At 70.5% G+C, this 23,703-nt stretch carries 24 protein-coding genes; 12 read left to right on the plus strand and 12 right to left on the minus strand.

The annotated features are described in order from the left end of the window. Positions 1-163: 163 nt before the first annotated feature. From ACZ7KF_RS15655 to ACZ7KF_RS15685, 7 genes are all read right to left on the minus strand, one after another. Positions 164-1,234, minus strand: a complete 1,071-nt coding sequence (locus ACZ7KF_RS15655) for an alcohol dehydrogenase catalytic domain-containing protein (RefSeq protein WP_471073968.1) — start codon at positions 1,232-1,234, stop codon at positions 164-166. A 1-nt stretch (position 1,235) separates the two neighbouring features. After that, positions 1,236-2,069 (minus strand): sugar phosphate isomerase/epimerase family protein, encoded by an 834-nt coding sequence (locus tag ACZ7KF_RS15660; RefSeq protein ID WP_471073971.1) that lies wholly within the window; start codon positions 2,067-2,069, stop codon positions 1,236-1,238. Beyond that, positions 2,066-2,854, minus strand: coding sequence for an SDR family NAD(P)-dependent oxidoreductase (locus ACZ7KF_RS15665; RefSeq protein WP_471073974.1), 789 nt, complete (start codon positions 2,852-2,854; stop codon positions 2,066-2,068). The genes ACZ7KF_RS15660 and ACZ7KF_RS15665 overlap by 4 nt, the downstream gene beginning before the upstream one ends. Next, a complete protein-coding gene (locus tag ACZ7KF_RS15670; protein ID WP_471073977.1) occupies positions 2,851-3,999 on the minus strand; it encodes an alcohol dehydrogenase catalytic domain-containing protein in 1,149 nt (382 codons plus the stop codon). Before ACZ7KF_RS15670 ends, ACZ7KF_RS15665 begins: the two co-directional genes overlap by 4 nt. Further along, positions 3,996-5,027, minus strand: a complete 1,032-nt coding sequence (locus tag ACZ7KF_RS15675; protein ID WP_471073980.1) for an ROK family protein — start codon at positions 5,025-5,027, stop codon at positions 3,996-3,998. Before ACZ7KF_RS15675 ends, ACZ7KF_RS15670 begins: the two co-directional genes overlap by 4 nt. Further along, entirely contained in the window at positions 5,024-6,247 is a 1,224-nt protein-coding gene (locus tag ACZ7KF_RS15680) for a sedoheptulose 7-phosphate cyclase (protein WP_471073983.1), read from the minus strand. The genes ACZ7KF_RS15675 and ACZ7KF_RS15680 overlap by 4 nt, the downstream gene beginning before the upstream one ends. Positions 6,248-6,593: 346 nt before the next feature. Beyond that, positions 6,594-7,052: a MarR family winged helix-turn-helix transcriptional regulator gene (locus ACZ7KF_RS15685; RefSeq protein ID WP_471073986.1), complete on the minus strand. Its 459-nt coding sequence runs from the start codon at positions 7,050-7,052 to the stop codon at positions 6,594-6,596. A gap of 168 nt (positions 7,053-7,220) precedes the next feature. On the opposite strand from ACZ7KF_RS15685, the gene ACZ7KF_RS15690 reads away from it, so the two are divergent. Next, positions 7,221-8,450, plus strand: a complete 1,230-nt coding sequence (locus tag ACZ7KF_RS15690; RefSeq protein WP_471073989.1) for an MFS transporter — start codon at positions 7,221-7,223, stop codon at positions 8,448-8,450. Between the two features lie 180 nt (positions 8,451-8,630). On the opposite strand, the gene ACZ7KF_RS15695 is transcribed toward ACZ7KF_RS15690, so the two are convergent. Then, positions 8,631-9,605, minus strand: a complete 975-nt coding sequence (locus ACZ7KF_RS15695) for an NAD-dependent epimerase/dehydratase family protein (protein ID WP_471073992.1) — start codon at positions 9,603-9,605, stop codon at positions 8,631-8,633. After that, on the minus strand, positions 9,602-10,213 hold the full coding sequence (locus ACZ7KF_RS15700; RefSeq protein WP_471073996.1) for a ScbR family autoregulator-binding transcription factor: 612 nt from the start codon (positions 10,211-10,213) through the stop codon (positions 9,602-9,604). The genes ACZ7KF_RS15695 and ACZ7KF_RS15700 overlap by 4 nt, the downstream gene beginning before the upstream one ends. 169 nt (positions 10,214-10,382) lie before the next feature. Between ACZ7KF_RS15700 and ACZ7KF_RS15705 the strand changes: the two genes are divergently transcribed. From ACZ7KF_RS15705 to ACZ7KF_RS15715, 3 genes are all read left to right on the plus strand, one after another. After that, positions 10,383-11,276 carry a ScbA/BarX family gamma-butyrolactone biosynthesis protein gene (locus tag ACZ7KF_RS15705; RefSeq protein ID WP_471073998.1) on the plus strand — a complete coding sequence of 298 codons (894 nt, stop codon included), beginning with the start codon at positions 10,383-10,385 and terminating at the stop codon, positions 11,274-11,276. A 128-nt stretch (positions 11,277-11,404) separates the two neighbouring features. After that, complete coding sequence (locus ACZ7KF_RS15710; RefSeq protein ID WP_471074001.1) at positions 11,405-12,517, plus strand: transposase; 1,113 nt, start codon at positions 11,405-11,407, stop codon at positions 12,515-12,517. A gap of 101 nt (positions 12,518-12,618) precedes the next feature. Beyond that, entirely contained in the window at positions 12,619-13,740 is a 1,122-nt protein-coding gene (locus tag ACZ7KF_RS15715; protein ID WP_471074004.1) for an FAD-dependent monooxygenase, read from the plus strand. A gap of 193 nt (positions 13,741-13,933) precedes the next feature. On the opposite strand, the gene ACZ7KF_RS15720 is transcribed toward ACZ7KF_RS15715, so the two are convergent. Beyond that, positions 13,934-14,647, minus strand: coding sequence for a DUF5324 family protein (locus ACZ7KF_RS15720; RefSeq protein WP_471074007.1), 714 nt, complete (start codon positions 14,645-14,647; stop codon positions 13,934-13,936). 274 nt (positions 14,648-14,921) lie between these two features. On the opposite strand from ACZ7KF_RS15720, the gene ACZ7KF_RS15725 reads away from it, so the two are divergent. Together ACZ7KF_RS15725 and ACZ7KF_RS15730 are read left to right on the plus strand one after the other, a co-directional pair. Beyond that, positions 14,922-15,452 carry a peptidylprolyl isomerase gene (locus ACZ7KF_RS15725; RefSeq protein WP_471074010.1) on the plus strand — a complete coding sequence of 177 codons (531 nt, stop codon included), beginning with the start codon at positions 14,922-14,924 and terminating at the stop codon, positions 15,450-15,452. A gap of 133 nt (positions 15,453-15,585) precedes the next feature. Further along, the gene (locus tag ACZ7KF_RS15730; protein ID WP_471074013.1) at positions 15,586-16,473 is read left to right on the plus strand and encodes a rhomboid family intramembrane serine protease; all 888 of its coding nucleotides are present in this window, start codon (positions 15,586-15,588) and stop codon (positions 16,471-16,473) included. Positions 16,474-16,733: 260 nt separating this feature from the next. On the opposite strand, the gene crgA is transcribed toward ACZ7KF_RS15730, so the two are convergent. Continuing rightward, positions 16,734-16,988 (minus strand): cell division protein CrgA, encoded by a 255-nt coding sequence (gene crgA, locus ACZ7KF_RS15735; protein ID WP_471074016.1) that lies wholly within the window; start codon positions 16,986-16,988, stop codon positions 16,734-16,736. A gap of 152 nt (positions 16,989-17,140) precedes the next feature. On the opposite strand from crgA, the gene ACZ7KF_RS15740 reads away from it, so the two are divergent. From ACZ7KF_RS15740 to ACZ7KF_RS15765, 6 genes are all read left to right on the plus strand, one after another. Next, a complete protein-coding gene (locus ACZ7KF_RS15740; protein ID WP_471074019.1) occupies positions 17,141-17,929 on the plus strand; it encodes a DUF881 domain-containing protein in 789 nt (262 codons plus the stop codon). A 51-nt stretch (positions 17,930-17,980) separates the two neighbouring features. After that, positions 17,981-18,670 (plus strand): class E sortase, encoded by a 690-nt coding sequence (locus ACZ7KF_RS15745; protein ID WP_471074023.1) that lies wholly within the window; start codon positions 17,981-17,983, stop codon positions 18,668-18,670. 63 nt (positions 18,671-18,733) lie between these two features. Further along, positions 18,734-18,895, plus strand: a complete 162-nt coding sequence (locus ACZ7KF_RS15750) for a hypothetical protein (protein ID WP_190016099.1) — start codon at positions 18,734-18,736, stop codon at positions 18,893-18,895. Then, on the plus strand, positions 18,892-19,530 hold the full coding sequence (locus tag ACZ7KF_RS15755; RefSeq protein ID WP_225824279.1) for an aminodeoxychorismate/anthranilate synthase component II: 639 nt from the start codon (positions 18,892-18,894) through the stop codon (positions 19,528-19,530). Before ACZ7KF_RS15750 ends, ACZ7KF_RS15755 begins: the two co-directional genes overlap by 4 nt. Further along, positions 19,527-20,627: a class E sortase gene (locus ACZ7KF_RS15760; protein ID WP_471074026.1), complete on the plus strand. Its 1,101-nt coding sequence runs from the start codon at positions 19,527-19,529 to the stop codon at positions 20,625-20,627. The genes ACZ7KF_RS15755 and ACZ7KF_RS15760 overlap by 4 nt, the downstream gene beginning before the upstream one ends. Positions 20,628-20,654: 27 nt before the next feature. Further along, entirely contained in the window at positions 20,655-21,410 is a 756-nt protein-coding gene (locus ACZ7KF_RS15765; protein ID WP_471074029.1) for a class E sortase, read from the plus strand. A 172-nt stretch (positions 21,411-21,582) separates the two neighbouring features. Here ACZ7KF_RS15765 and pknB read toward each other — a convergent pair whose 3' ends face one another. Beyond that, on the minus strand, positions 21,583-23,592 hold the full coding sequence (gene pknB, locus ACZ7KF_RS15770; protein ID WP_471074032.1) for a Stk1 family PASTA domain-containing Ser/Thr kinase: 2,010 nt from the start codon (positions 23,590-23,592) through the stop codon (positions 21,583-21,585). Between the last annotated feature and the right edge of the window lie 111 nt (positions 23,593-23,703).

Genomic DNA, 23,703 nt, shown 5'->3' on the forward strand with positions numbered 1-23,703 from the left:
GTGTCCGTGGTGCGCGCCGTGGTGCGCGCGCCGGGTGCGTACGGGGGGCCGCACCCGGCGCGCGGGTCCGCGCCGCCGGCGGGTGAAGGCGTCGATGCCCGTCCCGCGGGGGTGAGGGGTGTCCGGCGGTCTCCGTCCCGGGGGGTCAACGGGACCAGCGGGATCAGCCGTGGTCGGCGATCTCTATGAGTACTTTCCCGGGATAGTCTTCCTTGCCCGCGGCGACATTCATCACGAGCTGCGGGAAATCACCGAGGTCGATCCGCCTGGACGTCAGCCTTTCGAGGGGGAATTCGTCCGGGTGTTCCGCGTGCAGCCTGAAGCCGCGCTCATAGTCCTCCTTGAAGCAGCCGTAGGCACCCGAGACGCGGAGCCGCTTCCCCGCGTACTCCACGGACTCGATGCGTTCCTGCCGGCGAATGGTGTCGACATCCGCCCCACCGACGGGGAAGGTGTCCCCCTTGCGGGTGCCGCCGTAGACGAGGAGGACCGCTCCGTCGTTCGCCAGGCCGGCGGCCACTTCGAGGATCTCGGTGCTGGCGATGGTGGATGCGGCGATCACGATGTCGAACTCGTCGTGGTGGTCCCCCGCCGCGGTGAGCGGAAATATCTCGCCCTCGGCGAGGATCCCCTGCTCCCGCGCGAACGCGCGCCGCATCTCGCCACGGTTGAACACCGAGACCGAGGCGCCCAGGTGCCTGGCGTACATGGCGAACATGAGTCCCGCGCAGCCGGCGCCGATGATGCCCACCCGCTTGCCCCGCAGTGAACGCAGATCCGCGAGTTCCAGCAGCTTCCCGAGCGCGTGGACGATGCAGGCGAACGGCTCGGGCATCCAGATGTCGTCCCGGATGTCCGGCTCCGGGACCCGTACGACGGCTTGGTCCAGCTCTTCCTTCGCGCCGTGCACGAGAATGTATTCGGCGAATCCGGTGGTGCGTGCCGGGGTGATGTTGGGGTTGAGGGTGACCAGATCGCCTTCCCGGAATCCGGTGCGGGTTCCGGAGAAGGCGACGGTGCCGACGAGTTCGTGGCCGAACAACGGGCCGCGGTCTTCCATGACATCGCGCGAGCCGAGTATCTCCTTGGTGTCGGCCCGGCAGATCCCGATGTAGTCGGGCTTGATCACGACGGTGTCGTCGCCGAGCGCGTCCCGCGGGAAGGCGTGCGCGCCGAGGCTTGCCACGCCGTCCATCAGTGTGGTCGTCTCGTACGTGGACGGAAGGGCTGACAATTCAACTCCTAGTTCGGGCGCCCGCCGCGTCCATGCGGGCGGCATGGGCGCGTACGCGTTCGACATCAAGGGAAAGGCGTCGCGTGTCGCCGTCGCGGTAGTCGTTCTCGAGGATCAGCGCGTCGAGGGCGCAGTCCGTCGCCCGGAGGGCGGCGAGCGCCTCCCAGACCCTGCCGTCCCCGTCTCCGAGCGGTTCCTCGGTCACGACGCCGTTCGTGCCGTCCTTGAGATGGACCTGCGGCGCGATCCACTCGTGGGTCGCCTCGATCAGGGCCAGGACGTCGACACCGGCCGCACGCGGGTTGTACGTGTCCAGCAGCAGCCGGAAGGACGGCGCCGCCACTTCCTCCGCCAGGGCCCGCGCGTGCTGCGGTCGCAGTCCGTTCTCGCTGGCCAACAACAGTCCGCGCGCGTCCGCCTCCTGGGCCGCCCAGGCGAGCACGGTCGCGGTCCGCCGCAGATCCTGGGTGTCCTCGATGGCGCTGCGGCGGAAGCTCGGCACGAACGCCAGCGGCGTGCCCAGGGCCAGGGCGGTGTCGAGCACGCGGATCAGGACGCGGCGGACGCGCAGGGCGTCCGCGCCGCCCGCCGGGGCGTGGAGTCCGATGTCGTTGAGCGTGTTGCCCGCGACGCCCAGGAGCCGCACCCCGTGCCGGGCGGAGTCCTCCCGGAGCCGGTCCACGGTTCCGGCCGCGTCGAGCCACGGACCCCGGCCCGGGCCGCCGAGGTCGAGCTGGAGCCCCTCGGCGCCCGCCCCGCGGGCCAGCTCGACGGCGTCGAAGTGATCCCCCGGCAGCCGCCAGCCGGCCAGCCCCACGCGCGGGGGCCGGGTCATGACCCCGCCCTCGCCGTGAGCGTGCGGCTCTGGGACACGGGCATCCTCTCGCTCACCGGGTGCCACTCACCGGTGCCGTCGACCACGAGGTGGGCGCCGTGCAGCCCGGCTCCGGCGGTCGCCGCAAGTTCCCGCGCCAGCGGGCCGAAACTGGCCGGCCGCATGTAGGTGCTGTAGTCGAACCCCTCGGGGCGCCGGCGCCGGATCCCGGGGGTGTCGACCATGCCGGCCGGGAGGGCCTGGACGACGCGTACCGCCTCCGCGTCGATCGCTTCGGCGCTCTCCTCCTGCGCGATGGAGTCGAGCAGGGCCGAGGCGGCGGCCTTCGAGGCGGCGTACCCGGAACGGCCGGGGCCCGCGTTGTAGACGACTTCGGACGACACCCCCAGGAACACCCCGGGTGCCTCGGTGCGGCGCAGGGCCGGGAGGGTCCGGGCGAGGGTCAGCCAGAGACCGTGCAGATTGACGTCGACCTGGCGCCGCCACTCCGTCTCGCTGCAGTCCCTGAAGAGGGTTCGCCGGTCACCGTAGTGAACCGCCGAATAGCAGACGGCGTGCAGGGGCTCGGCGGCGGCGAGGGCCAGGTTCTCGGCGACCCGGTCGGCGTCCGTGAGGTCGGTCGCCACCCAGCGGAGCCGTTCGGCGCCGGCACCGGTCGGAGCGGAGCGGCTGAGCACCATGACATCGAGTCCCGCGTCGGCCCAGGCGTCCGCGACGCCGCGGCCGATGCCCGTGGACCCGCCGACCACCAGCGCGCGGCGGCAGCTCTGAGCTTGTGCTGTCACGGGGTCTCCCTGGGAGAAGGCGGTGCCGGAGCGATCCGCACGGCGAGTTTGACGAGCCGGTTCCCGGCGACGGTGCGACCGCGGCCGACCGACAGGTCGTTCATGATCCGGGCGGCTTCCGGCAGTTCCACGACGTGGGTCACCAGGTCGCGGTACAGCGCCGGATCCCGGCGCAGCTCGGCGGCCGCCTCGATGAGATGGTCGTTGGCCACACCGCGGTGGCCCGTCAGCCGTACGCGCCGGCCCCGCGCCGTGCTCACCTGGGTGAGGGCGGGCGGCACCGGACGGCCGGCGCAGTTGGCGGCCCGGACGGCGGCCAGGTCGACCCCGGGCAGCAGGGGGCTGGTGGCGCCCGGCGGGAGACCGCCGAACATGTCGACGGTCAGGTCGCGGCTGTCGAGGCGCAGCGCGGATCCGAGTGCGTCCAGCGTGCCGTCCCGCGGCGTGGCGAGCAGCGCGGCCACCGGTTCCGTGCCCAGCGGGGGCAGTGCGTCCTGCTCCCCGCTCAGCAGCAGCTCGGTGCCGGGCACCCGGTGCCGGGCGCTCCACTCCCGTCCGTCACGCGTGTGGTGGACCAGGAGCACGCGTACGCCGTCGCCGAGCCAGCGGCGGGCGGCGCGGACGGCGAGCTGCCCGATCGTCCCGTCGCCGTACACCACCAGGGTGCGGGGGCGTGCCGGTGCGAGCACGGCGCAGGCGTACCGGACGGCCGCCAGGGGCTCGATCAGGGTGCCGAGCACGTCGCCGGGCGACTGCTCCAGCGGTACGACGAGGCCGTCCCGTACGGCTGTCGCGGGGATGCGGGTGCGTTCCTGCAAGAGACCGTCGACGTTGTGCCCGAGCAGGAAGGACGGGTCCGAGGCGTGCGTCGGGTTGACCACGACCGGGGTGCCCGGCCGCAGCGAGTCCGGGACGCCCGCCCCGGCCGCCACCACCCGGGCGATGCCCTCGTGGCCGATGACCGGAGCCGGGTCGTCGCGCAGCCCGCGCAGCATCTGGAGGTCGGTCCCGCACAGACCCGCCACCTCGGTGGCGACCAGCAGCTCACCGGGAGCGGGGTACGGGGTCGGGCACTGGCGCAGCCGTACCCTGCCCGCCTCCCGTACGAGTGCCCGGTGGTGCGGGAGGTGCTCGGTCGCGCTCATGCCGGTACTCCGGCACATGCCGCGATCCCCGCGCCCGCCAGGCTGTCGGCCTCCCCGGGACCCGTGACGGTGATGCGCCGCTCCAGCCATTCGGGAGTGCGTTCGCTGGTCAGGTACAGCCCTTGCCGGGTGAGGTGTCCCATCAGGGCGCGTCGGTAGTGGTGGCCGAGGCCGTGTACGACGCCGCCGGTCAGCACCGCCTCGTCGATCTCCGGGTCCAGGCACAGCGCGGTGCGCAGGACGGCGGCGACGGGAGCGGTCACCGCGTCGAGCAGTTCGAGCGCCAGTTCGTCCCGCTCGTCCAGCGCGCGGCGCAACGACGCCTCGAAGCCGACGCCCTCGGCGGTCAGCGAGCCGAGCCGGGACGCCGTCCAGCGGGCCGGCTCCCGCTGTTCGAGGACCGTGGCCATCCGTGCGATGCCGGGGCCGGAGGCGTACGCCGCCAGGTGCCCCGTCGTGCCGCAGTCGCAGTCCAGCTCCACCGGGCGTCCGGCCAGCTCGGCGACGGCCGGCAGATGGCCGATCTCGCCCTGGAGCCCGCAGCCGTCCACCGCGATCCGGCCCTGCCGCTGGTCGATGACGCGGCAGGCGATGCCCGAGCTGACGGTGGCCAGCAGGACCTTGCGGTGTCCGCTGCGGCCGGTGGCCGCGGCGGCGTGCAGGAGTGCGGCCGTGACGTCGTTGACGATGTGCCACCGGACGTCCTGGCGCCGGGACGCCAGCGCCGCCCGCAGGTCGAACGGCTCGGTGTGCTCGCCCCACAGCGGCGCCGACGCGTAGACGATCCCGGAGCGGTGGTCGAGCGCCGCCCCGAAGGAGATGCCGACCACGGGGCCCGGCGTCTCGGGCACCGCGTCGCACAGGTCCCGGACCATCATGTCCTGGAGTTCGGCGACCGTGGCTTCGGGGAAGCGCTTGAAACTCGGCGACGGGCGTGAGGTCCGCGTGCGTAGCTCTCCCCCGCGCAGCCACCACGCCTGGCGGATGTGGGTTCCGCCGACGTCGAAGACGGTGATGGCGGTGGTCATACCGCCGCGCCCACGAGCTCACTGTCCGTGCTCGCCGACCAGGAGGCGACGAACTCCAGCGCCCGGCCCAGCTCTTCGGCGGTGAGGTCGTTGGCGAAGACGACCGAACCGATGCCCCGGGTGAGGGGGACGCGCTGGAGTCCGTCGCGGTGCTTGACCGCGTCGGCGAGGGCCTCTTCGAGCAGCTCCCGCGTGAAGATGGGGTGCGCGATGGGGAGCTGGAAACCCTGGAGCAGCTTCAGCGCCCGGTCCGTGTCGTTCCTGGACAGGTGCCCGCGCAGATGGGCGAGCGCGAGGCAGATCGCCATGTCGACGGCGACGGCCTCGCCGTGCAGCAGCGGCGGGTCGGCGCGCAGTTCGAGGGACGGGCTGAAGGTGTGGCCGTAGTCGACGGACCTCTCCAGTACCTGCTCCCACAGGTTGGGCTCCAGCTCGTCGAGCATGCCGGAGATCGCCCGGGAGAGGACCTCGCTGACCGCCGAACCGCAGCCGGCCAGGGTGTCGGGGGTGATGGAGCCGACCGTCGCCTCCAGGAGGTCGAAGAGAGCGGCGTCCTTGACCAGCGCCATCTTGATGATCTCGGCGATGCCGTTGGCGACGTGCCGGGGATCGATGGTGCGCAGGAACTCGGGGTCGATCAGGGCGAGTTCCGGCGCGAAGTAGGACCCCAGGCGGTTCTTGTGGTGTCCGTAGTTGATGCCGGTCTTCACTCCGATGCCCGCGTCGATCTGGCCGACGAGTGTCGTGGGGACGCGCACGTAGGGCACGCCGCGGCGGTACATGCTCGCGGCGAAGCCGACGATGTCCAGCACGACACCGCCGCCGACGGCGACCACCTTCTCGGCCCGGCGCAGGATCCCCATGCGCGACATGGCCTCGGTGACGCGCACGGCCTGTTCGAGGTATTTGGAGTCCTCGTCGCCCTGGACGATCTGCCAGGTGGCATCGATCTGCCAGCGCTCGAAGTACTCCTCGAACCGGTCCCGGTACAGGGTGTCGACCACGGCGTCGATCACCAGGAGGCAGCGGAACGGTCGTCCCTGGCCGCCGCCGCAGGCGCGGGCGAGGGTGGGGTTCTCGGGGTCCAGCAGTCCGCGGACCATGCTGACGCTGTAGGCGACGGGCTGTTTGGCCCGGACGTTCCAGTGCAGTCCGGGCGGCTTGGGGAGATCAGTGAGCGGATTCAGGCCGGCAGGGCGGGATATTTCCGTACCAGACATGGCAAGACCTCCATGAGCGTCTTCGAGTCACTGCGAGTGCGCGGCATCGTCGTGGCCGGGGAGCCACCCGGATGTCGTTCCGGAGTGGCCGGAGCAACGCGGACGGGGGACCGCGGACAGCGCGCGGTCCGTGAGGGCCGGAGGAGGAGAAACCAGTCGACCGGTCCGCCCGTCAAGATCGAACGCTAGTGCGTCATATGCATACATCGCAACGTGACCACGGTCACAGTAGATGCATACAGATGCATATTTCTTGGCCGAGGGGACACCCTGTGCACCAAAGACGCGGCCCCGGCCGCGGGCTGGAGCCCGCGGCCGGGGCCGCATCGGGGAACGCCGGGGACGGTCAGTCCATCGGGACCGCCGGGGTGTAGCGCAGGCGGGCGACGAGCGAGGCCGTGGAGTCGTTGAGCGCCGCCGCGTCGAGCGCCTCGGCCAGGGCCTTGCGCAGGGTCTGCTGGGCCGCCTTGGCCAGCTGCCGGCCCGCCTCGGTGATCTGCACGTCCACGCCCCGCTTGTCGTCGAGGGCGCTGCGGCGCACGACCCACTCGGCGTCCTCGAGCCGGGCGACCGTCCGGCTGACGGCCGGCTGGTTGGCTCCCAGCGTCTTGACCAGGTCCGACATCCGCAGGGTGCCGTCCCGCTGCTCGGTCAGGGAGAGCAGGACCAGCAGTTCGTTCATGGAGACCCCGTGACTGCGGGTCAGTCGCCTGCCCGCGGTCGCGTTGACCTGCTCCATCAGGCGTGTGAGCTGCCGCCAGAGGGCAATCTCGTCCCGCCCGCTCCCCGGTCCCCAAGTCTCCATTGACGCGGCCCCTCATCGAGTTCTTTCAAGCGTTCCGATTACCCATTCGTCACCGTCGCCCAGCGTAACTCCTTGCGACAGTTGACTACACCCTCACGTTCGCCCATCATCTGTATGCAAACACATGCATCTGCATTGCCAGGCTTGCTACGAAAGGCTCGGGTCGCCATGCCACTGCCCCTCCTGGCCCTGATGCTCGGGGTCTTCTGCGTGGGCACAGCCGAGGTCGTCATCGCGGGCATCCTGCCCGAGATGTCGGCCGATCTGGACGTGTCCATCCCGATGGCCGGCTTGCTGGTCACCGGCTATGCACTCGGGGTGACCATTGGTGGTCCGATCGTCACCCTGCTGACCACCAAGTGGTCCCGCAAGGTGCTGCTGCTCAGCCTGATGGGCGTCTTCATCGTCGGTAACGTCATCGCGGCGCTGGCTCCCAACTACGGGACGCTGATGGGCGCGCGCATCTTCACCTCGCTCAGCCACGGCACCTTCGCCGCCGTGGCCTGGCACGTCGCCGCCCTCATGTCCCCACCGGACAAACAGGCGACCGCCATGGCGAAGATCGCGCTGGGCTTCAACTTCGCCAACGTGCTCGGCTCGCCCATCGGCACGTTCATCGGCCAGCAGTTCGGATGGCGCTCCACCTTCGTCTACATCACCGTCTTCGCCCTGGTGTGCAATCTGCTCATCTTCAAGTTCGTGCCGAGCACACTGTCCACAGAGAGCGACGGGTCAGCCGAGGACGGTGCCTCACTGCGCGAACAGATGAAGGTGTTCCGCAAGGGCAGCCTCCAGCTCTCCATGCTGATCACCGTGCTCGCCCAGGGAGCGGTCTTCACCACGTCGACCTACCTGGCGCCCCTGCTGCGCGACGTCGGCCACTTCCCGGCCGCCATGGTGGGCATCCTGCTCATCGTCTTCGGCATCGGCTCGGTGCTGGGCAACATCCTGGGCGGAAAGGCCGCGGACGCCAACGTCATGCGCGGGGTGCTGCGCGCCCAGGCCGCCCTCCTGGCCGCGTTGCTCGTCTTCTGGATCGCCAGCCCGCACCAGATCCCCGCGGCCGTCGCGCTCTTCGTGTTCGGCGCCGCCGGCTTCTCCATCATCCCGGCGCTCCAGGCCCGGATCCTCTCGGTGGCCTCCGCCGCGCCGGCCCTCGCGCTCTCGGCCAACGTCTCCGCGTTCAACCTGGGCAACGGGCTCGGCGCATGGCTCGGCGGCACCACCATCGACCTCGGCTTCGGGGTACGGGACGTCACGCTGACCGCGGCCCTCGCCACCGCGATCGCCCTCGCCCTGTCGCTGGTGATGTGGGCCCACGGCCGCCGCGAGTCCACGGAGCTTCCCCCGCTCGACGCGAGCCCCGCCGACGCCGCGCTCACCCAGAAGACGCCGTAACCACCCGGGTCCGAAGCGGGCGGTCGCCCGTCGCGGACCCGGTGAGCGGCAGACCGGCGAAAAGGCGCCCGTACCCGCGAGGGTACGGGCGCCTTTCGGCGTGGGGCCCTCGGCCGGTTCGGCGCCACCGCACCCCGGCTGCGCCGAACCGCCCCCCGAGGAGAAGCCACCACGCGGCCGTCAGGCGCGGACCGCTCCGCGCCGCTCGGCGAGATGGGCCTGGTACCACGGCGCGGCGGCCGACAGCCGGGCCAGCGGACCCGGCCCCGGAACGCACCCGGCGATCTGCCAGATGTCGTCGCTGAGGTACCAGTGGTCGCCCGCCAGCAACTCGAACTGTCGCTCGCTCACACCCCCCGGCGACTGCCGCAGCTGCCGCACACAGGTCTCCCAGGACCAGTCCGCCGTGACCGCGGGCAGCACTCCGAGATCGCCGAGGGCCGTCATCAGGTCCCGATTGGAGACCGGAGCGGGGTGACTGGCGTGGAACACCCCGCCGGTCGGCTGGTCGGGCATGGTCGCCAGCCGGACGATCAACCGGGCCAGGTCGTCCACGTCCACCAGGGACAGCAGCCCCCGGCCGCCGTTCCACGCGGCGGGCAGCTGCTCCAGCAGCCGGGCCAGGGCCGGCACGACCCAGCGGTCGCCGGTCCCGGTCACGAGTCCCGGCCGGAGCACGGTGCCCCCCGCGTCCACCGTGGCCCGCTCCCCCCGCAGCCGGGTACGGCTGGCCGGGGACACCGGCGCCGGGGCCACCTCGTCCACGGTGATCCCGCGGTGCGGTCCGGGGCCGTAGACCGCGGCGGTGGACAGCTGGAGGATCCTGCCCGCACCGGCGCGCCGGGCCTCCTCGACCAGTGCGGCGGTGCCCCGGACGTTCACCGCCGCGCACGCGTCCTCGTCGCCCGTGATCCGTGAGGCGAGGTGGATCACGACGTCCGCACCCTCGCAGACGCCGTGCAGCGATGCCGGACGGGTCAGGTCGGCGGGGACCCAGGACAGCCGGGGATCGGCGGGCGGCCGGGGCGGATCCGCCCGCACCAGCGCCCGCACCTCGGCCGGCCGGTCCGCCGGCCGCGCGTCCAGCAGCCCGTGCAGGACCCGCGAACCGATGAAGCCGGTCGCGCCGGTCAGGACGACCCGCAGCCCGCTCACGCCATGGCCTCCGTCGCGGCGGGAATCGTGATCTGGTCGATGATCTCGCCGGGAGCGAGCGCGGGCAGCAGGCAGCGCCACATGCCGGAGATCCGGCCCGGCAGATCGGCCCGCTCGGTGGAGAGCTGCGACATGATCTGCGTACCGGTGTACGCGGCCACCAGCAGCGAGGCGAACGAGGTCTCGTCCACCGACGGGAGCAGCTGCCCCTTGTGCCGCGCGGCGACGAGTTCCTCACGGAAGCGCTCGGCCCACCACTCGTAGATCGCGTACTTCTGCAGGTCGGCCTCGTTCTGCTCGACCGCGAGCCGGACCCCGGCGCGCAGCAGCGTGTTCTGCTGCATCTCCACCGCCAGGTAGCCGGTCATGTCGACCAGTCGCTGGAGCCCCGCCTCCCCCTGCGGGAACTGGAGATCCGCCGCCTGCTCGTGGATCACGGCACGGGCGAGCCCCTCCTTGGACTTGAAGTGGAAGTACACGGCGCCGGCGGTCAGCCCGGCCCGGTCGATGATCTTGGTGATGCTCGCCCGGGTGTAGCCGACCTCGTCGAACACCTCCGCCGCAGCCCTGAGGAGCACTTCCCGCGTGCGCACCGCCCGCTGCTGCATGGGTCGTGCGGTCCGATCCACCTGCACTTTGCCCCTCTCGACAAACAAAAATAATTATCGCTATGTTATGCATGTTGCACTTTGAAGCACCAGTGTCAGCTCGACAAAGAGCCAGTCAGTAGGGGGAACTGCCTTGCCGTCGCTTCAGTTTGCCCACGATGAGGCAGCCGTGCCGTGCACGCCGGTACCTCAGGCCCACACCCACAAGGCGAACCCGGCAGAGGTTCTGCTCACCAGTTGGTGCCGGACCGCGCCCGACACCTACACCGTGAACGCCACCTGGCCGCGGACCCACGACTTCTACGCCACCCGCCACGGGCTGCACGACCCGCTGCTGCTGAGCGAGACCGTCCGCCAGACGCTGCCCCTGCTCTCGCACGCCGCGTACAACGTGCCGTTCGGCCATCAGCTGCTCTGGCAGAACTTCCGCTGGGACCTCGACCCCGGCCTGCTGCGCGCCGAAGGGCGGCCGGCCGACGTCGAACTGCGCATCAGCTGCAGCGACGTCAGGTACCGCAAGGAACGGGCGGCGGCGATGGTCCTCTCGGCCACGGCCTGGCGCGAGGGCTGCCAACTGGCGGAGGTCCGGACCTACTTCACGGTCCAGGACCGCGCCATATACACCCGCCTCCGGGGCGCCTATGCCGACATCCGCAGCGCCAACGCCCGCGCCCTCCCCGCACCGCCCCCCGTCCCCGCGCACCTGGTGGGCAAGGACCGCGGCGAGGACGTCGTGCTCTCCGCCGCCGAAGGCGACCACCGGTGGCAGCTGCGGGCGGACACCTCGCATCCCATCCTCTTCGACCACCCGGTCGACCACATCCCCGGCATGCTGCTGCTGGAGGCGGCACGCCAGGCCGCACAGGCCACCGCGCACCCTCGCGCCACCGTGGTCACCGGCATGGACACCACGTTCATCCGCTACGCGGAACTCGACGCGCCGTGCTGGATCGACGCCCGTCCCCTCCCCGGCAGCGTCGCCGGCCGACGACGGATCCTGGTCACCGCCCGGCAGCACGGCGAAGAGATCTTCACCGACGTCGTCACCCTGAGCGAAGTCTGAGGCCGGTCGGGGGCTCCCGGCGCTCTCCACAGCGGCCCTTTTCCTCTCCTCGGCCAGGCACAGGCTCTTCGACGGCGCCCGCGCGCGCCACATCCGGAACAACGAAGCCAGCATTGGGGGGATTTCACATGCGCCGTGTTCCACATGCCGTACGGCCCGGCAGGCCGGACAGGCCACGACCGCCCGTGCCGTCGGGACCGAAGAACAGCAGTGTCCTGGACGAGTTGTCCGACGTGGTCTTCGCCCCGCTGCCCCGCAGCGATCAACGGATCAAGGGGGCCCAGTACGTGCGCGGACTGATCGCGGTGGAGGGCCGCAAGTCGGTCCGCAACATCGCCTCCCAGGTCGGTGGCCCCGAACTGGCACAGAGCCTGCACCACTTCATCGCCTCCTCCACCTGGGACTGGCAGCCGGTCAGCAGGGCGCTCCAGCGCTACGCCGACAACGAACTGCGCTTCGGCGCCTGGGTGGTGCGCTCACTGCCCATCCCGAGGAAGGGCCGGCAGGCCATCGGGGTGTGGGGTGTGGCCAACGACGTCACGGTGCCCGTGCAATGGAAACTGCTCCCTTCCAGGGAACAGGCCGCCGAGTGCATCCTGTCGGCGACACTCGGGTTCGACCAGAGCACCATCGGGCCCCGCCCGGTCGTCCTGGACATCCCGGGGGTCGACCTGCGTCCGGTCTTCGACCAGTACATGCGCGCGAGCGCGCCCCTGCTGTCCGCCGTGCCCGCCATCTCGCCGGTCACGGACGAGCGGTCGGGAAGGATGTTCCCCGCCGCCCGTCTGCTGCAGCTGAACCGCATGCTCCGGCGCCCCGTGGAGTGGACGGACCCGGCGACGGGCATCATGCACAGGAGCCTGGTCGCCGGCGTCCGCGTGCGATGGGCCGGCCACTCCCTGCTGCTCCTGGGGCAGTGGGAGGGCACACAGGCGCAGCCGGTCCAGTGCTGGCTCACCAACCTCACCGCGACACCGCTGGGAGTGGTGCTGCGGCTCGCCAAGTGCACCGAGCGCGTGCAGCAGGATCTGGTCAGTTCCGCTTCCCATGTGGGGACCCTCGACTACGAGGGGCGCAGCTCCGAGGGCTGGCATCGGCACATGACCCTGGCGGCCGCCGCGCACGTCGCTCAGGTGGTCGCGGCGGCCAGAGCCCGCGTTCGCCCGTGGAGCCAGTGCATGGCCTCCATGGAGCGCATGGATCATTCGGGTGCAAAAGTCAGAAAACGGACTGTGCGTTGATCAAACATCCTTCTTCGATTTGTGTCACCTCCCCGCGGGGGTCTGACACAAGCACCCTGACCGCATCGCCCGCAGCACCCCCCGAGAACCATCATCGAGCCATGCGGATTCTGGTTGCCGGCGGTGGCATCAGCGGGCTGGCCACAGCGGTTGCTCTGGGAGAACGAGGACACCACGTCCTCGTACTGGAGCAGCGACCGGTCTTCACCGGGAGCGGGACGGGAGTCCGGCTGGCGCCGCAAGCCTTCCAGCTCCTCGACCGGCTCGGAGTCGGACCCGCCGTCCGCGAACGATCACTGACGATCAACGAGTTCCGCATGATGGACGGCGTGACCGGAGAACTGGTCACCGCGATGCCGTTACCCGCCTGCCCGGCACCGCCCTGCTCCGCCTACGCGACCGCCCACCGGCTGGACGTGTACGAACCACTGCTCGAAGCCTGCCGGGAACTGGATTCCGTCCAGCTCTGCCCCGACAGCCGCGTGGACGGCTACACAGAGCACGGCGAATCCGTGGTCGCCACCCTCTCCGACGGACGCAGCGTCACAGGCGACGCGCTGATCCTCACCGGCGGCGCCCGCTCCGTCGCCCTCCAGGACGCACCCGGGGCCGACGCCGCCCTCCGGGAACGCCATGCCGTCTACCGCACCGTCATCCCCATGGAGATGGTGGCGAGCCGGTGGCAGGACGGTGCCGCCACCTGCTGGGTCGGAGCGGGATGGCACCTGTCGCACTACCCCCTGCCCGACCACGACTACCTGAGCCTCTCCGCCACCCGCCACCGGCACACCGGCGAGGACCTCCCCGGCACCCGCGTCGGCCTGGAACAGGTGCTCGCGGCCTTCCCCGAGATCGGGTACGCCGCCCGCAACGTCCTCACGATGGGCGAGCACTGGCGGGCATGGAGCGTCCACGGCCCCGGCACGACCCCCGACCGAGTAGGCGGCAGGGTCGCACTGGTGGGCGACACCGGGCAGGCGGCTCGCCCGCTGGAGGCATCGGGCATCCAGCGCGCGCTGGAGGACGCGGTCGCCCTGGGCGGCACCTGGGACACCTCGGGCGCGGACGTACGCAGGTGGCTCGCCGACTACGACGCCCGGCCCCGCGAACAGGCACCCGACCCCCAGCCGGTCTACGGACCCGACCACGGTCCGACCCGATGGGTCGACGACAGGACCCTCACCTGCCACTTCCTCACCACAGGCACATTCCCTCCCGCCTAGGCGCCCCCGAGCGGAGAGAAGTCCGACCGGCGTCCGGAGCGGGCCGCCCAGCCGCGCCCGCTCCCACCAGCTGCCCCGGCCAGTAAATTCCCCCGGCTGGCCGGGGCTTTGCCCAAGCGCCCGACGAGCCCCCTCCCCCGCCCGGACAGGGCGACAGGAGGGGGCTCGCGCGAGTGAGCCGGGCAGAGACGGGTCAGGGGGTGTCGTCGCGGTCCGCCGCGTCCTCCTCGGCCTGCTTGGCCTGCACCTCGGGGTCCAGCCCCGACGCGCCGGTGCCGTCCACGGACGTCAGCCGTGTCGCATCGGGTACCTCGGTCGCCGCGGGCGGCTCGACCAGCCAGTCGGGATTGGCCTGCTTGTCCCACCACTTCCAGGCGGCGAAGGCACCACCCGCCAGGAGACCCAGCAGCGCCAGTCCCTTCACGGCACGACCCGCCCGGGACCGCCGCTCATGGCGCCGGGCCAGCCGGCGGATCTCCTTGGCCGACACCTGGCCGCGCAGCGCGGCAAGCGTCGCGGCGCCCGCGGCGGCACCGCGCGCGGCCGCCTCGTCACGAACCGGAGCGGTCGCGGCCACGGCGTACTCGATCTTCGGACGCGAATAGTCGGCGGCCTGCCGGGCCGCCTTACGGGTGCGGACCGCGGCCTCGTGTGCGGCCAGGTCCACTTTCGGTGGCACATGTGCGCGAGCCTGTTCCAGGCGCGGGGCGAGCCGGGCGTCGTACTGTTCGCGGGCCTGCTCCGCGGCCTGCGACACCACGGGCGCCAGCCGTACGCGTGCCTCATGCGCGTAGTACGCGGCACGCTCCTTGGCCGTGTCGGCGTAGGGCGCCACCACTTCCGCGGCGTGCAGCACGCTGCCCTTCGCCGAGCCGGTCGCGGCGCGCACGCTGTCGATGCGGGTCACGGGTTCCTCCTCCTCGGTGGCGTACGGTATTTCGACTTTCCACCCTTTTACGGATCATGCCTGCCGGTAGCCGTTGCGGCATGCGCGGGCGGGCATACGGGTGCCGATCGCCCCCTTCGGCTTCCTCACGGGCAACAGGGGCCTGCCGTCGACACTGCCACGAATCGCCGGGGTGCGCCCCCTCGCCCGACAGAAGTCCCGGCCGCCCGCAGACGCGCAGGCCGGAGCGTGGAAGGATCGAGGTGTCGCGGCGGACGACAACGGAAGGCGGATCGTGGCCGAGCACCTGTATGCCACCCTGAAGACCACCCTCGGCGACATCGAGGTCCGGCTCTTCCCGCGCCACGCTCCCGTCACGGTCAGAAACTTCGTCGAGCTGGCCCGCGGCGAACGCGAGTGGACCCACCCCCGCACCGGTGAGAGAACCAGCGACCCGCTCTACGACGGCACGGTCTTCCACGCCGTCATCGGCGGCTTCATGATCCAGGCCGGTGACCCCCTGGGCAACGGCCTCGGCGGCCCCGGCTACGGCTTCGAGGACGAATGCCACCCGGACCTGGCCTTCGACACCCCCTATCTGATGGCCATGGCCAACGCCGGCCCCGGCACCAACGGCTCGCAGTTCTTCATCACCGTCACCCCGAGCACCTGGCTGAACGGCAAGCGCACGATCTTCGGCGAGGTCGCCTGCCCGGCCGGCCGGAAGGTCGTGGACGCCATCGCGAGCGTGCCGACCGGACGCAACGACCGCCCGCTCGTCGACGTCGTCCTCGAGACGGTGGTCGTCGAGACCCGCGAGGGCTGAGCCCGCCGATGCCGGAGAATCCGGAGGGGACCGCCGGAAAACCCCGAAGGGAACCAAACCCCCCGCTCGTCCGTAAGGATGAGCGGGGCAGGATAGTGCCGTCAGGCAGGTACACGACGAGCAAGGGGATCTGATGGACCAGGCCGCAGGGAGCGCGCAGGACGCCGCCCGCAGCGTGCCCGTGTGCTACCGGCACCCGGACCGCGAGACCGGCGTGCGCTGCACCCGCTGTGAACGGCCCATCTGCCCCGAGTGCATGGTCAGCGCCTCGGTCGGCTTCCAGTGCCCGGACTGCGTCCGCGGCGGTTCCGGCACGGGACCGGCACCGGGCGCGTCCCGGCCGCGCACGATCGCCGGGGGCACGGTCACGGCCGATCCCCGCCTGCTCACCAAGATCCTGATCGGGATCAACCTGGCGGTGTTCATCGCCATCCAGGCCGACAGCTCGCTCCTGGACGACCTGGTGCTCTACGGCGCCTGGCCCCCGAAGCCGTTCGCACCGACGTCGGGCGTCGCCGGCGGCGAGTGGTACCGCTTCGTGACCTCGATGTTCTCGCACCAGGAGTACTGGCACATCGGCTTCAACATGCTGAGCCTGTGGTGGGTCGGCGGCCCGCTCGAAGCGGCCCTCGGCCGGCTCCGCTACCTGGTGGTCTACTTCGTCTCCGGGCTGGCCGGCGGCGCGCTGACCTACCTGCTCGCCTCCCCGACCTCCGCCTCGCTCGGCGCGTCCGGCGCGATCTTCGGGCTCTTCGGCGCGACGGCCGTCCTGATGCGCCGGCTGAACTACGACATGCGGCCGGTCATCGCGCTGCTGGTGATCAACCTGATCTTCACCTTCGGGTTCAGCAACATCTCCTGGCAGGCGCACATCGGCGGACTCGTCGCCGGTGTGATCAGCGGGTACGCCATGGTGCACGCCCCGCGCGAGAGGCGGGCGCTCGTGCAGTACGGCACCAGCGCCGTCGTGCTCCTGCTGACCGTGGCTCTCGTGCTGGTGAGAACCGCTCAGCTCACCTGATACCGAACCGTTGTCCACAGCGTGTGCCGGATCTTGTGCATACGGTGCGGGCACAGCTGTGCCCCCTGTCGCACGGATGTGTTTCCGCAGGTCAGACAGGGGGCGAACGGGTGTCTGAGGGCTAGTGGGCCAGTCACACCGGCGTCAACACCCGATGGGTTATCCACAGATCGTCGTTCTTTTCCCCATGTGGAAAAGTGCTGTGGATAACTCAGTGGATAGCCCTGGGCAGAGCTATGTCCGCCCGGTCGGGGCCACCGTCACTTCCACTGGGTGGAGACACCGAAGCCGGCGGCGATGAAGCCGAAGCCGACCACGATGTTCCAGTTGTCCAGGCTGTCGATCGGCAGCGAGCCGTCGGTCACGTAGAAGACGACGATCCAGGCCAGGCCGATCAGGAACATCGCCAGCATCACCGGCGCGACCCAGGCCCGGTTGGTGAGCTTGATGGCCTGTGCCTGCTTCGCCGTGGGCGGCGTGTAGTCGGCCTTCTTGCGGATACGTGACTTCGGCACGAGGGTCTCTCCTGTCGATGCGCTGCGTGGCCGCGCAGGTAACTGGGTCGGGCTCGGGGCAGCGTACAAGGGGCCAACATGACGACTCTGTGTGCTCCCCCGGGCGTCCGTTAGCGTAGTGCTTCCGTGGCGCAGAAGGAGATAAGGGTACGTTGAGCAATTCTGCCGACTCACCCGGGACGGGAGCAACGGGCTCCGGTCCCGACCGCAGGCTGCGTGTGCGGCCCGTGCGGATGCTCACCGCGGCCGTCTTCGCCCTCGCCGGGCTGATCTTCTTCACCAGCTTCGACACGGCCAAGGGCACCGACATCCGCCAGGACGGCTCGCTGCTGAAGCTGTCCGACCTGATCCAGCAGCGCAGCCGCAAGAACAAGGAGCTGGACGAGTCCAACGCGACCCTGCGCGACGGCGTGGAGTCGCTCGCCGAGAGCGACGACGGCAGCACCAAGGCCGAGGACGAGAAGCTCGGCGGGCTGGAGAAGCGGGCGGGCACCCGGAAGCTGACCGGCAAGGCCGTCACCGTCACCCTGAACGACGCGCCGCCCAACGCCACCGCCAAGCTCCCCGGCTATCCCGAGCCGCAGCCCGACTACCTGGTCATCCACCAGCAGGACCTGCAGGCCGTGGTGAACGCGCTGTGGCAGGGCGGCGCCCAGGGCATCAAGGTCATGGACCAGCGGCTGATCTCCACCAGCGCGGTGCGCTGCGTCGGCAACACCCTGATCCTCCAGGGCCGTGTCTACTCACCGCCGTACAAGATCACGGCGGTCGGCGACCCGGACCGGCTGAAGCAGGCGCTGGCCGACAGCAAGGCGATCCAGACGTACATGGTCTACGTCAACGTCTACGGCCTCGGCTGGAAAGTCACCGACGACGGGACGGTGACTCTTCCCGGCTACTCCGGCACAGTGGATCTGCACTACGCGAAGCCAGTGGAGTAGCAGCCAGTGGAGTAGCAGCCAGTGGTGTAGACGTCCGTCCGGGAGCCGCCGGTGCGCGTGATCGTCAGGTCCGTCAGCGAACTGTGCCTCACCCTCGGCACCCTGATCGTGCTCTTCGTCGTCTACGTGCTGTTCTGGACGGGTGTGCGGGCCGACGGCGCGATGAGCGACCAGATCGACCAGCTGCACCGGCAGTGGTCGCGGGGGAGCGTGCGGCAGGACGGCGCGCCGGGCGGGCGGTCGGCGACCGCTCCGGAGCCGGAGCCGTACCGCTCCGGCAGGCCCTTCGCGATCATGTACATCCCGCGGCTCGGTGCCACGTGGAACAAACCGGTGCTGGAGGGCACCGGACGGGACGTGCTGGCCAAAGGACTCGCCCACTATCGGGGGACCGCCCGGCTCGGCGGGAAGGGCAATTTCGCGGTCGCCGGGCACCGGCGGACGTACGGCGATCCGTTCAAGGACTTCCCCCGGCTGCGGCGGGGCGACGCGGTGGTGCTGACCGACGGCACGACCTGGTTCACGTATCGGATCGACCAAGGACCCTACAAAACCGTGCCGACCGATGTTGAGGTGATCGACCCTGTGCCCCGTACCTCCGGGTACACGCGCCCGGGCCGGTATCTGACGCTGACCACGTGCGATCCCGAATGGGGACACAGTCACCGGCTGATCGTCTGGGCGCATCTGGATTCCACACAGCCTGTGGAGGCAGGCGAACCGGGGGCGCTGCGCCGCTAGTCTGGTGACGTACGGCGTGTGTCTGGTGCCGTAGCGGATACGGAAGGGACGGCAGGGGACGGCATGTACGGCTGGATCTGGCGGCATCTGCCGGGGAACGCGTGGGTGAAGGCGCTCGTCTCGCTCGTACTGGTCCTGGCCGTGGTCTACGTGCTCTTCCAGTACGTCTTCCCGTGGGCCGAGCCGCTGCTGCCCTTCAACGATGTGACGGTGGACAACCAGTGAGTGCACGGATTCTCGTCGTCGACAACTACGACAGCTTCGTCTTCAACCTCGTTCAGTACCTGTACCAGCTGGGCGCCGAGTGCGAGGTGCTGCGCAACGACGAGGTGTCGACCTCGCACGCCCAGGACGGCTTCGACGGCGTCCTGCTCTCGCCCGGCCCCGGCACGCCGGAGCAGGCGGGCGTGTGCGTGGACATGGTCCGCCACTGCGCGGCCACCGGGGTCCCGGTCTTCGGTGTCTGCCTCGGCATGCAGTCGATGCAGGTCGCGTACGGCGGTGTGGTCGACCGGGCGCCGGAGCTGCTGCACGGCAAGACCTCGCCGGTCGAGCACGAGGGCAAAGGCGTCTTCGCGGGGCTGCCCTCGCCCTTCACGGCGACCCGCTACCACTCGCTGGCCGCCGAGCCGGCCACGGTCCCGGCCGAGCTGGAGGTGACCGCCCGCACGCACGACGGCATCATCATGGGGCTGCGCCACCGGGAACTTCCGGTCGAAGGGGTGCAGTTCCACCCCGAGTCGGTGCTGACCGAGCACGGGCACCGGATGCTGGCCAACTGGCTGGCTGAGTGCGGCGACCAGGGTGCCGTGGCGAGGTCGGCGGGGCTGGCCCCGGTGGTGGGCAGGGCCACGGCGTGACCGCGCTGCGCCCCGAGCGCGAGGACTTGTACGGCGGCGAGAGACCGTACGAGCCCTCCGGCGGTGCGCGGCCGTACGCGGGACGCCGCCAGGACCCGCCGACGGCTCCGATGCCTCGGCTGACCGAGGAGGCCCTCACGGCGCCGATGCCTCCCGTGGACGACGAGACGATGGCGCTGCGGATCCCGGGCCCGGCGGGGCACGGCCGACGGGGAGCGCCTCTGCGCGCTTCTGGGGCCCCGTCGGCACCTCCGGCCACCGGAGTCACCCCGGGCGGCCGTGCGGCCCGGAGAAAGGCCGCCAAGCGGCGTGGTGGGGGGCGACACAGCGGTGCCGCCCGGGAGGCGGTGGCGCCGGCGGCTCCGCGGGACCCGCAGCGGCCCCTGACCCGGGTGGAGGCCCGGCGGCAGGCCCGGCTGCGCAAGCCGAGCCCGGCGACCCTCGTGAGCCGGGCGATCGGCGAGGTGTTCATCACCACGGGCGTGCTGATGCTGCTGTTCGTCACCTACCAGCTGTGGTGGACCAACGTCCGGGCGCACGCGCAGGCCGGCAGCGAGGCGCACCAGCTGCAGAACGACTGGGCCAGCGGCAAGCGCAGCCCGGGTGTCTTCGAGCCGGGGCAGGGCTTCGCCATACTGCACATCCCCAAGCTGGACGTGGTGGCGCCCATCGCGGAGGGCGTCAGCAACAAGAAGGTGCTCGACAAGGGCATGGTCGGGCATTACGGCGAGGCTCCGCTGAAGACGGCGATGCCCGGTTCCAGGACCGGCAACTTCGGTCTCGCGGCGCACCGCAACACCCATGGTGAGCCGTTCCGGTACATCAACACGCTCAAGCCCGGTGACGCGGTCGTGGTCGAGACGCAGGACACGTACTTCGTGTACAAGGTGACCTCGACGCTTCCGGTGACCCCGCCGTCCAACACGAGCGTGCTGGACCCCGTCCCGCCGGGCTCCGGGTTCACGGAGCCCGGCCGTTACATCACCCTGACCACCTGTACGCCGGAGTTCACCAGCAAGTACCGGCTGATCGTCTGGGGCAAGATGGTCCAGGAACGCCCGCGCAGCAAGGGCAAGCCGGACGCGCTCATCGAGTAGGGCTCATCGAGTAAGGGCAGAGGGACTGTGGCAGCGACCGCCGACGAGACCGAAGAGACCACGGACGTCTCCGAACCGGATCCGGCTTCGGGCCGCCGGCGCCCCGGGCGGGTCGCGCTGGCGGTCAGCGTCTTCGGGGAACTCCTCATCACGGTGGGTGTGTTGCTCGGCCTGTTCGTCGTCTACTCGCTGTGGTGGACGAACGTGATAGCGGACCGCAAGGCGGACCGGCAGGGCGACAAGGTGCGCGAGCACTGGGCGCAGAAGGGCGACTCGGGTCCGGGGGCGCTCGACACCAAGGACGGCATCGGGTTCCTGCACGTGCCGGCGATGGACAACGGCGAGGTGCTGGTCGAGAAGGGCACGGGCACGGACGTCCTCAACGACGGCGTGGCCGGCTACTACACGGAGCCGGTCAAGGCCACCCTGCCCATAGGCGGCAAGGACGGAAACTTCACCCTGGCCGCTCACCGGGACGGGCACGGCGCGAAGTTCCACAACATCGACAAGCTGGAGGAGGGCGACCCGATCGTCTTCGAGACGCGGGACGACTGGTACGTCTACAAGGTCTTCTCGATCCTCCCCGAGACCTCGAAGTACGACGTCAAGGTGTTGTCGTCGGTCCCCGAGGAGTCCGGCAAGGAGAAGCCCGGCCACTACATCACCCTGACGACCTGCACGCCCGTCTACACCTCCCGCTACCGCTACGTGGTGTGGGGCGAACTGGTCCGCGTGGAGAAGGTCGACAGCGAGCGGACGCCGCCGAAGGAACTGCGCGACTGACAGGGCTCCTCCGGCATGGCGAAGGCCGGGAGTCGCGGGGGCGGCGAGGGTGCGGCCGTCGTGACACGCCGTCGTCGATCACGTTCTGCCCCTGCGGTTCGTCGTGCGCACAACGGAACGGGCCCCTGCCGGACGCTTCCGGCAGGGGCCCCTTCGTGCGTGCGGACGTGCGTCAGCCGTTGGCGCCACCGAAGAAGTTGGTGCCGCCGTTGTTGTTGCCGCCGTTGTTGTTGTTTCCGAAGCCCACGGTCGTCAGGGTGATCGTGGTGGCGGCCGGGTCGTCGACCTGCTGGTTCTGCTTCGGGTCCTGGTCGGCGACGAGGGCGTTGTCGTTGCTGTCGCTGCCCTGGGCGAACTGGATGTTCGTGAAGCCCGCGGCGTTCAGGATCTGCCGAGCCACGGCGACCGTGCGGCCACGGACGTCCGGTACCTGCGTCTTCTGCTGCTGCTGCGCCTTGCCGACGTTGATCGCCACGGTCGTGTTCTTGACGACCTGCTGGCCCGCCGGCGGGTTGGTGCTCTGCACCTTGCCGTCCTGGGCGGGGTCGGTGACCGGGGTGTCGCTGCAGGACGGCACCAGGCCCTTGGCCTGCAGTTCGGCCTTCGCCTCGTCACAGGACTTGCCGGTGACGTCGGGGACGGTGATCTTCTCCTCGGCCTTGGCGACCGTGAGGGTGATCGTGGTGCCCTTCTCGACTTCCTTGCCGAGGCTCGGGTCCTGTTCCAGGACCGTGCCCGGCTCCTCCGTCGAGACCTTTTCCTGCTTCTCGACGTTGAACTGGTACTTGTCGCCCTCCAGCGTCGCCTTGGCGTCGGTGAAGCTCTGGCCGAGCACACTGGGCACCGCGACCTTCGGTGCGCCCTTGGAGACCACCAGGGTGACCGTGTCGCCCTTGTTGACGTCCGTGCCCTGCGGGGGGTCCTGGGAGCAGACGTTGCCCTTCGGCTGGTTCGCGCACTCCTTGCGGGTCGGGTCGGCCAGCGTCAGATCGCGGTTCTCCGCCATCTTCTGGGCCTCGGCGTAGGTGTGACCGACGAAGTTCGGCACCTTGAAGGACTGGTCCTTGTCCTTCGGGCCGAACGCGTACATGCCGATCAGGATCGCGCCGACCAGGACCAGCAGACCCGCGACCACCAGAAGGATCGTGGAGGTGTTGGACTTCTTCTGCTGGCGCCGGCGGTCGGGGCGGTCGTCGTAGCCGTAGCCGCCCTCGTCGGGGTTCATCGGCGGGAGCATGGTGGTCGCTCCCGCGCCCGCGTCCGAGCGCATCGCGGTCGTCGGCTGGTCGTCGGGGTAGCCGCCGTAGCCCACCGCGCCCAGTGCGGCCGTGGCCGCGACCGGCTGGCCGTCCAGGCACGCCTCGATGTCGGCGCGCATCTCGTCGGCCGACTGGTAGCGGTAGTCGGGGTCCTTGACCAGCGCCTTGAGGACGATGGCGTCCATCTCGGGCGTGATCTCGGGGTCGAAGACCGAGGGGGCCTGGGGCTCCTCACGGACGTGCTGGTAGGCCACGGCCACCGGGGAGTCGCCCACGAAGGGCGGCCGTACCGTCAGCAGCTCGTACAGCAGGCAACCCGTCGAATAGAGGTCCGACCGGGCGTCGACCTGCTCGCCCTTCGCCTGTTCCGGCGAGAGGTACTGGGCCGTGCCGATGACCGCGGCCGTCTGCGTCATGGTCATGCCGGCGTCGCCCATGGCGCGGGCGATGCCGAAGTCCATCACCTTGACCTGGCCGTTGCGGGTCAGCATGACGTTGGCCGGCTTGATGTCGCGGTGGACGATGCCGTTGCGGTGCGCGTACTCCAGGCCCTGGAGGATGCCGATGGTCATTTCCATCGCGCGCTCGGGCAGCAGCTTGCGGCCGGAGTGCAGCAGTTCGCGGAGCGTGGATCCGTCGACGTACTCCATCACGATGTACGGGATGGAGACCCCGTCGATGTAGTCCTCGCCCGTGTCGTAGACCGCGACGATCGCGGGATGGTTGAGCGAGGCGGCCGACTGGGCCTCCCGGCGGAACCGGGCCTGGAAGGACGGGTCACGCGCGAGATCCGCGCGCAGCGTCTTCACCGCCACGGTGCGGCCGAGCCGGGTGTCATGGGCGAGGTAGACCTCCGCCATGCCACCGCGGCCGAGCACCTGGCCCAGCTCGTACCGGCCGCCGAGGCGACGCGGCTCTTCCATAGCTACCTACCAGCCCTCTCCGTCGGTCCCGGCCGCGCATCTGCGTGCACGGCCGGAGGCTGCCGTCCGGGCCTACCGTACCCGGCTCGCTCTGTGTGACCTGGCCAAGCC

This window comes from Streptomyces sp. NPDC038200 (genome assembly GCF_055600785.1).

Coding starts and splice junctions, on each gene's coding strand:
- ACZ7KF_RS15670 (WP_471073977.1), bottom strand. CDS start 3,999: ATGAGCGCGACCGAGCACCTCCCGCACCACCGGGCACTCGTACGGGAG.
- ACZ7KF_RS15700 (WP_471073996.1), bottom strand. CDS start 10,213: ATGCAGCAGCGGGCGGTGCGCACGCGGGAAGTGCTCCTCAGGGCTGCG.
- ACZ7KF_RS15690 (WP_471073989.1), top strand. CDS start 7,221: ATGCCACTGCCCCTCCTGGCCCTGATGCTCGGGGTCTTCTGCGTGGGC.
- ACZ7KF_RS15660 (WP_471073971.1), bottom strand. CDS start 2,069: ATGACCCGGCCCCCGCGCGTGGGGCTGGCCGGCTGGCGGCTGCCGGGG.
- ACZ7KF_RS15750 (WP_190016099.1), top strand. CDS start 18,734: ATGTACGGCTGGATCTGGCGGCATCTGCCGGGGAACGCGTGGGTGAAG.
- ACZ7KF_RS15685 (WP_471073986.1), bottom strand. CDS start 7,052: ATGGAGACTTGGGGACCGGGGAGCGGGCGGGACGAGATTGCCCTCTGG.
- ACZ7KF_RS15710 (WP_471074001.1), top strand. CDS start 11,405: ATGCGCCGTGTTCCACATGCCGTACGGCCCGGCAGGCCGGACAGGCCA.
- pknB (WP_471074032.1), bottom strand. CDS start 23,592: ATGGAAGAGCCGCGTCGCCTCGGCGGCCGGTACGAGCTGGGCCAGGTG.
- ACZ7KF_RS15730 (WP_471074013.1), top strand. CDS start 15,586: ATGGACCAGGCCGCAGGGAGCGCGCAGGACGCCGCCCGCAGCGTGCCC.
- ACZ7KF_RS15675 (WP_471073980.1), bottom strand. CDS start 5,027: ATGACCACCGCCATCACCGTCTTCGACGTCGGCGGAACCCACATCCGC.
- ACZ7KF_RS15680 (WP_471073983.1), bottom strand. CDS start 6,247: ATGTCTGGTACGGAAATATCCCGCCCTGCCGGCCTGAATCCGCTCACT.
- ACZ7KF_RS15715 (WP_471074004.1), top strand. CDS start 12,619: ATGCGGATTCTGGTTGCCGGCGGTGGCATCAGCGGGCTGGCCACAGCG.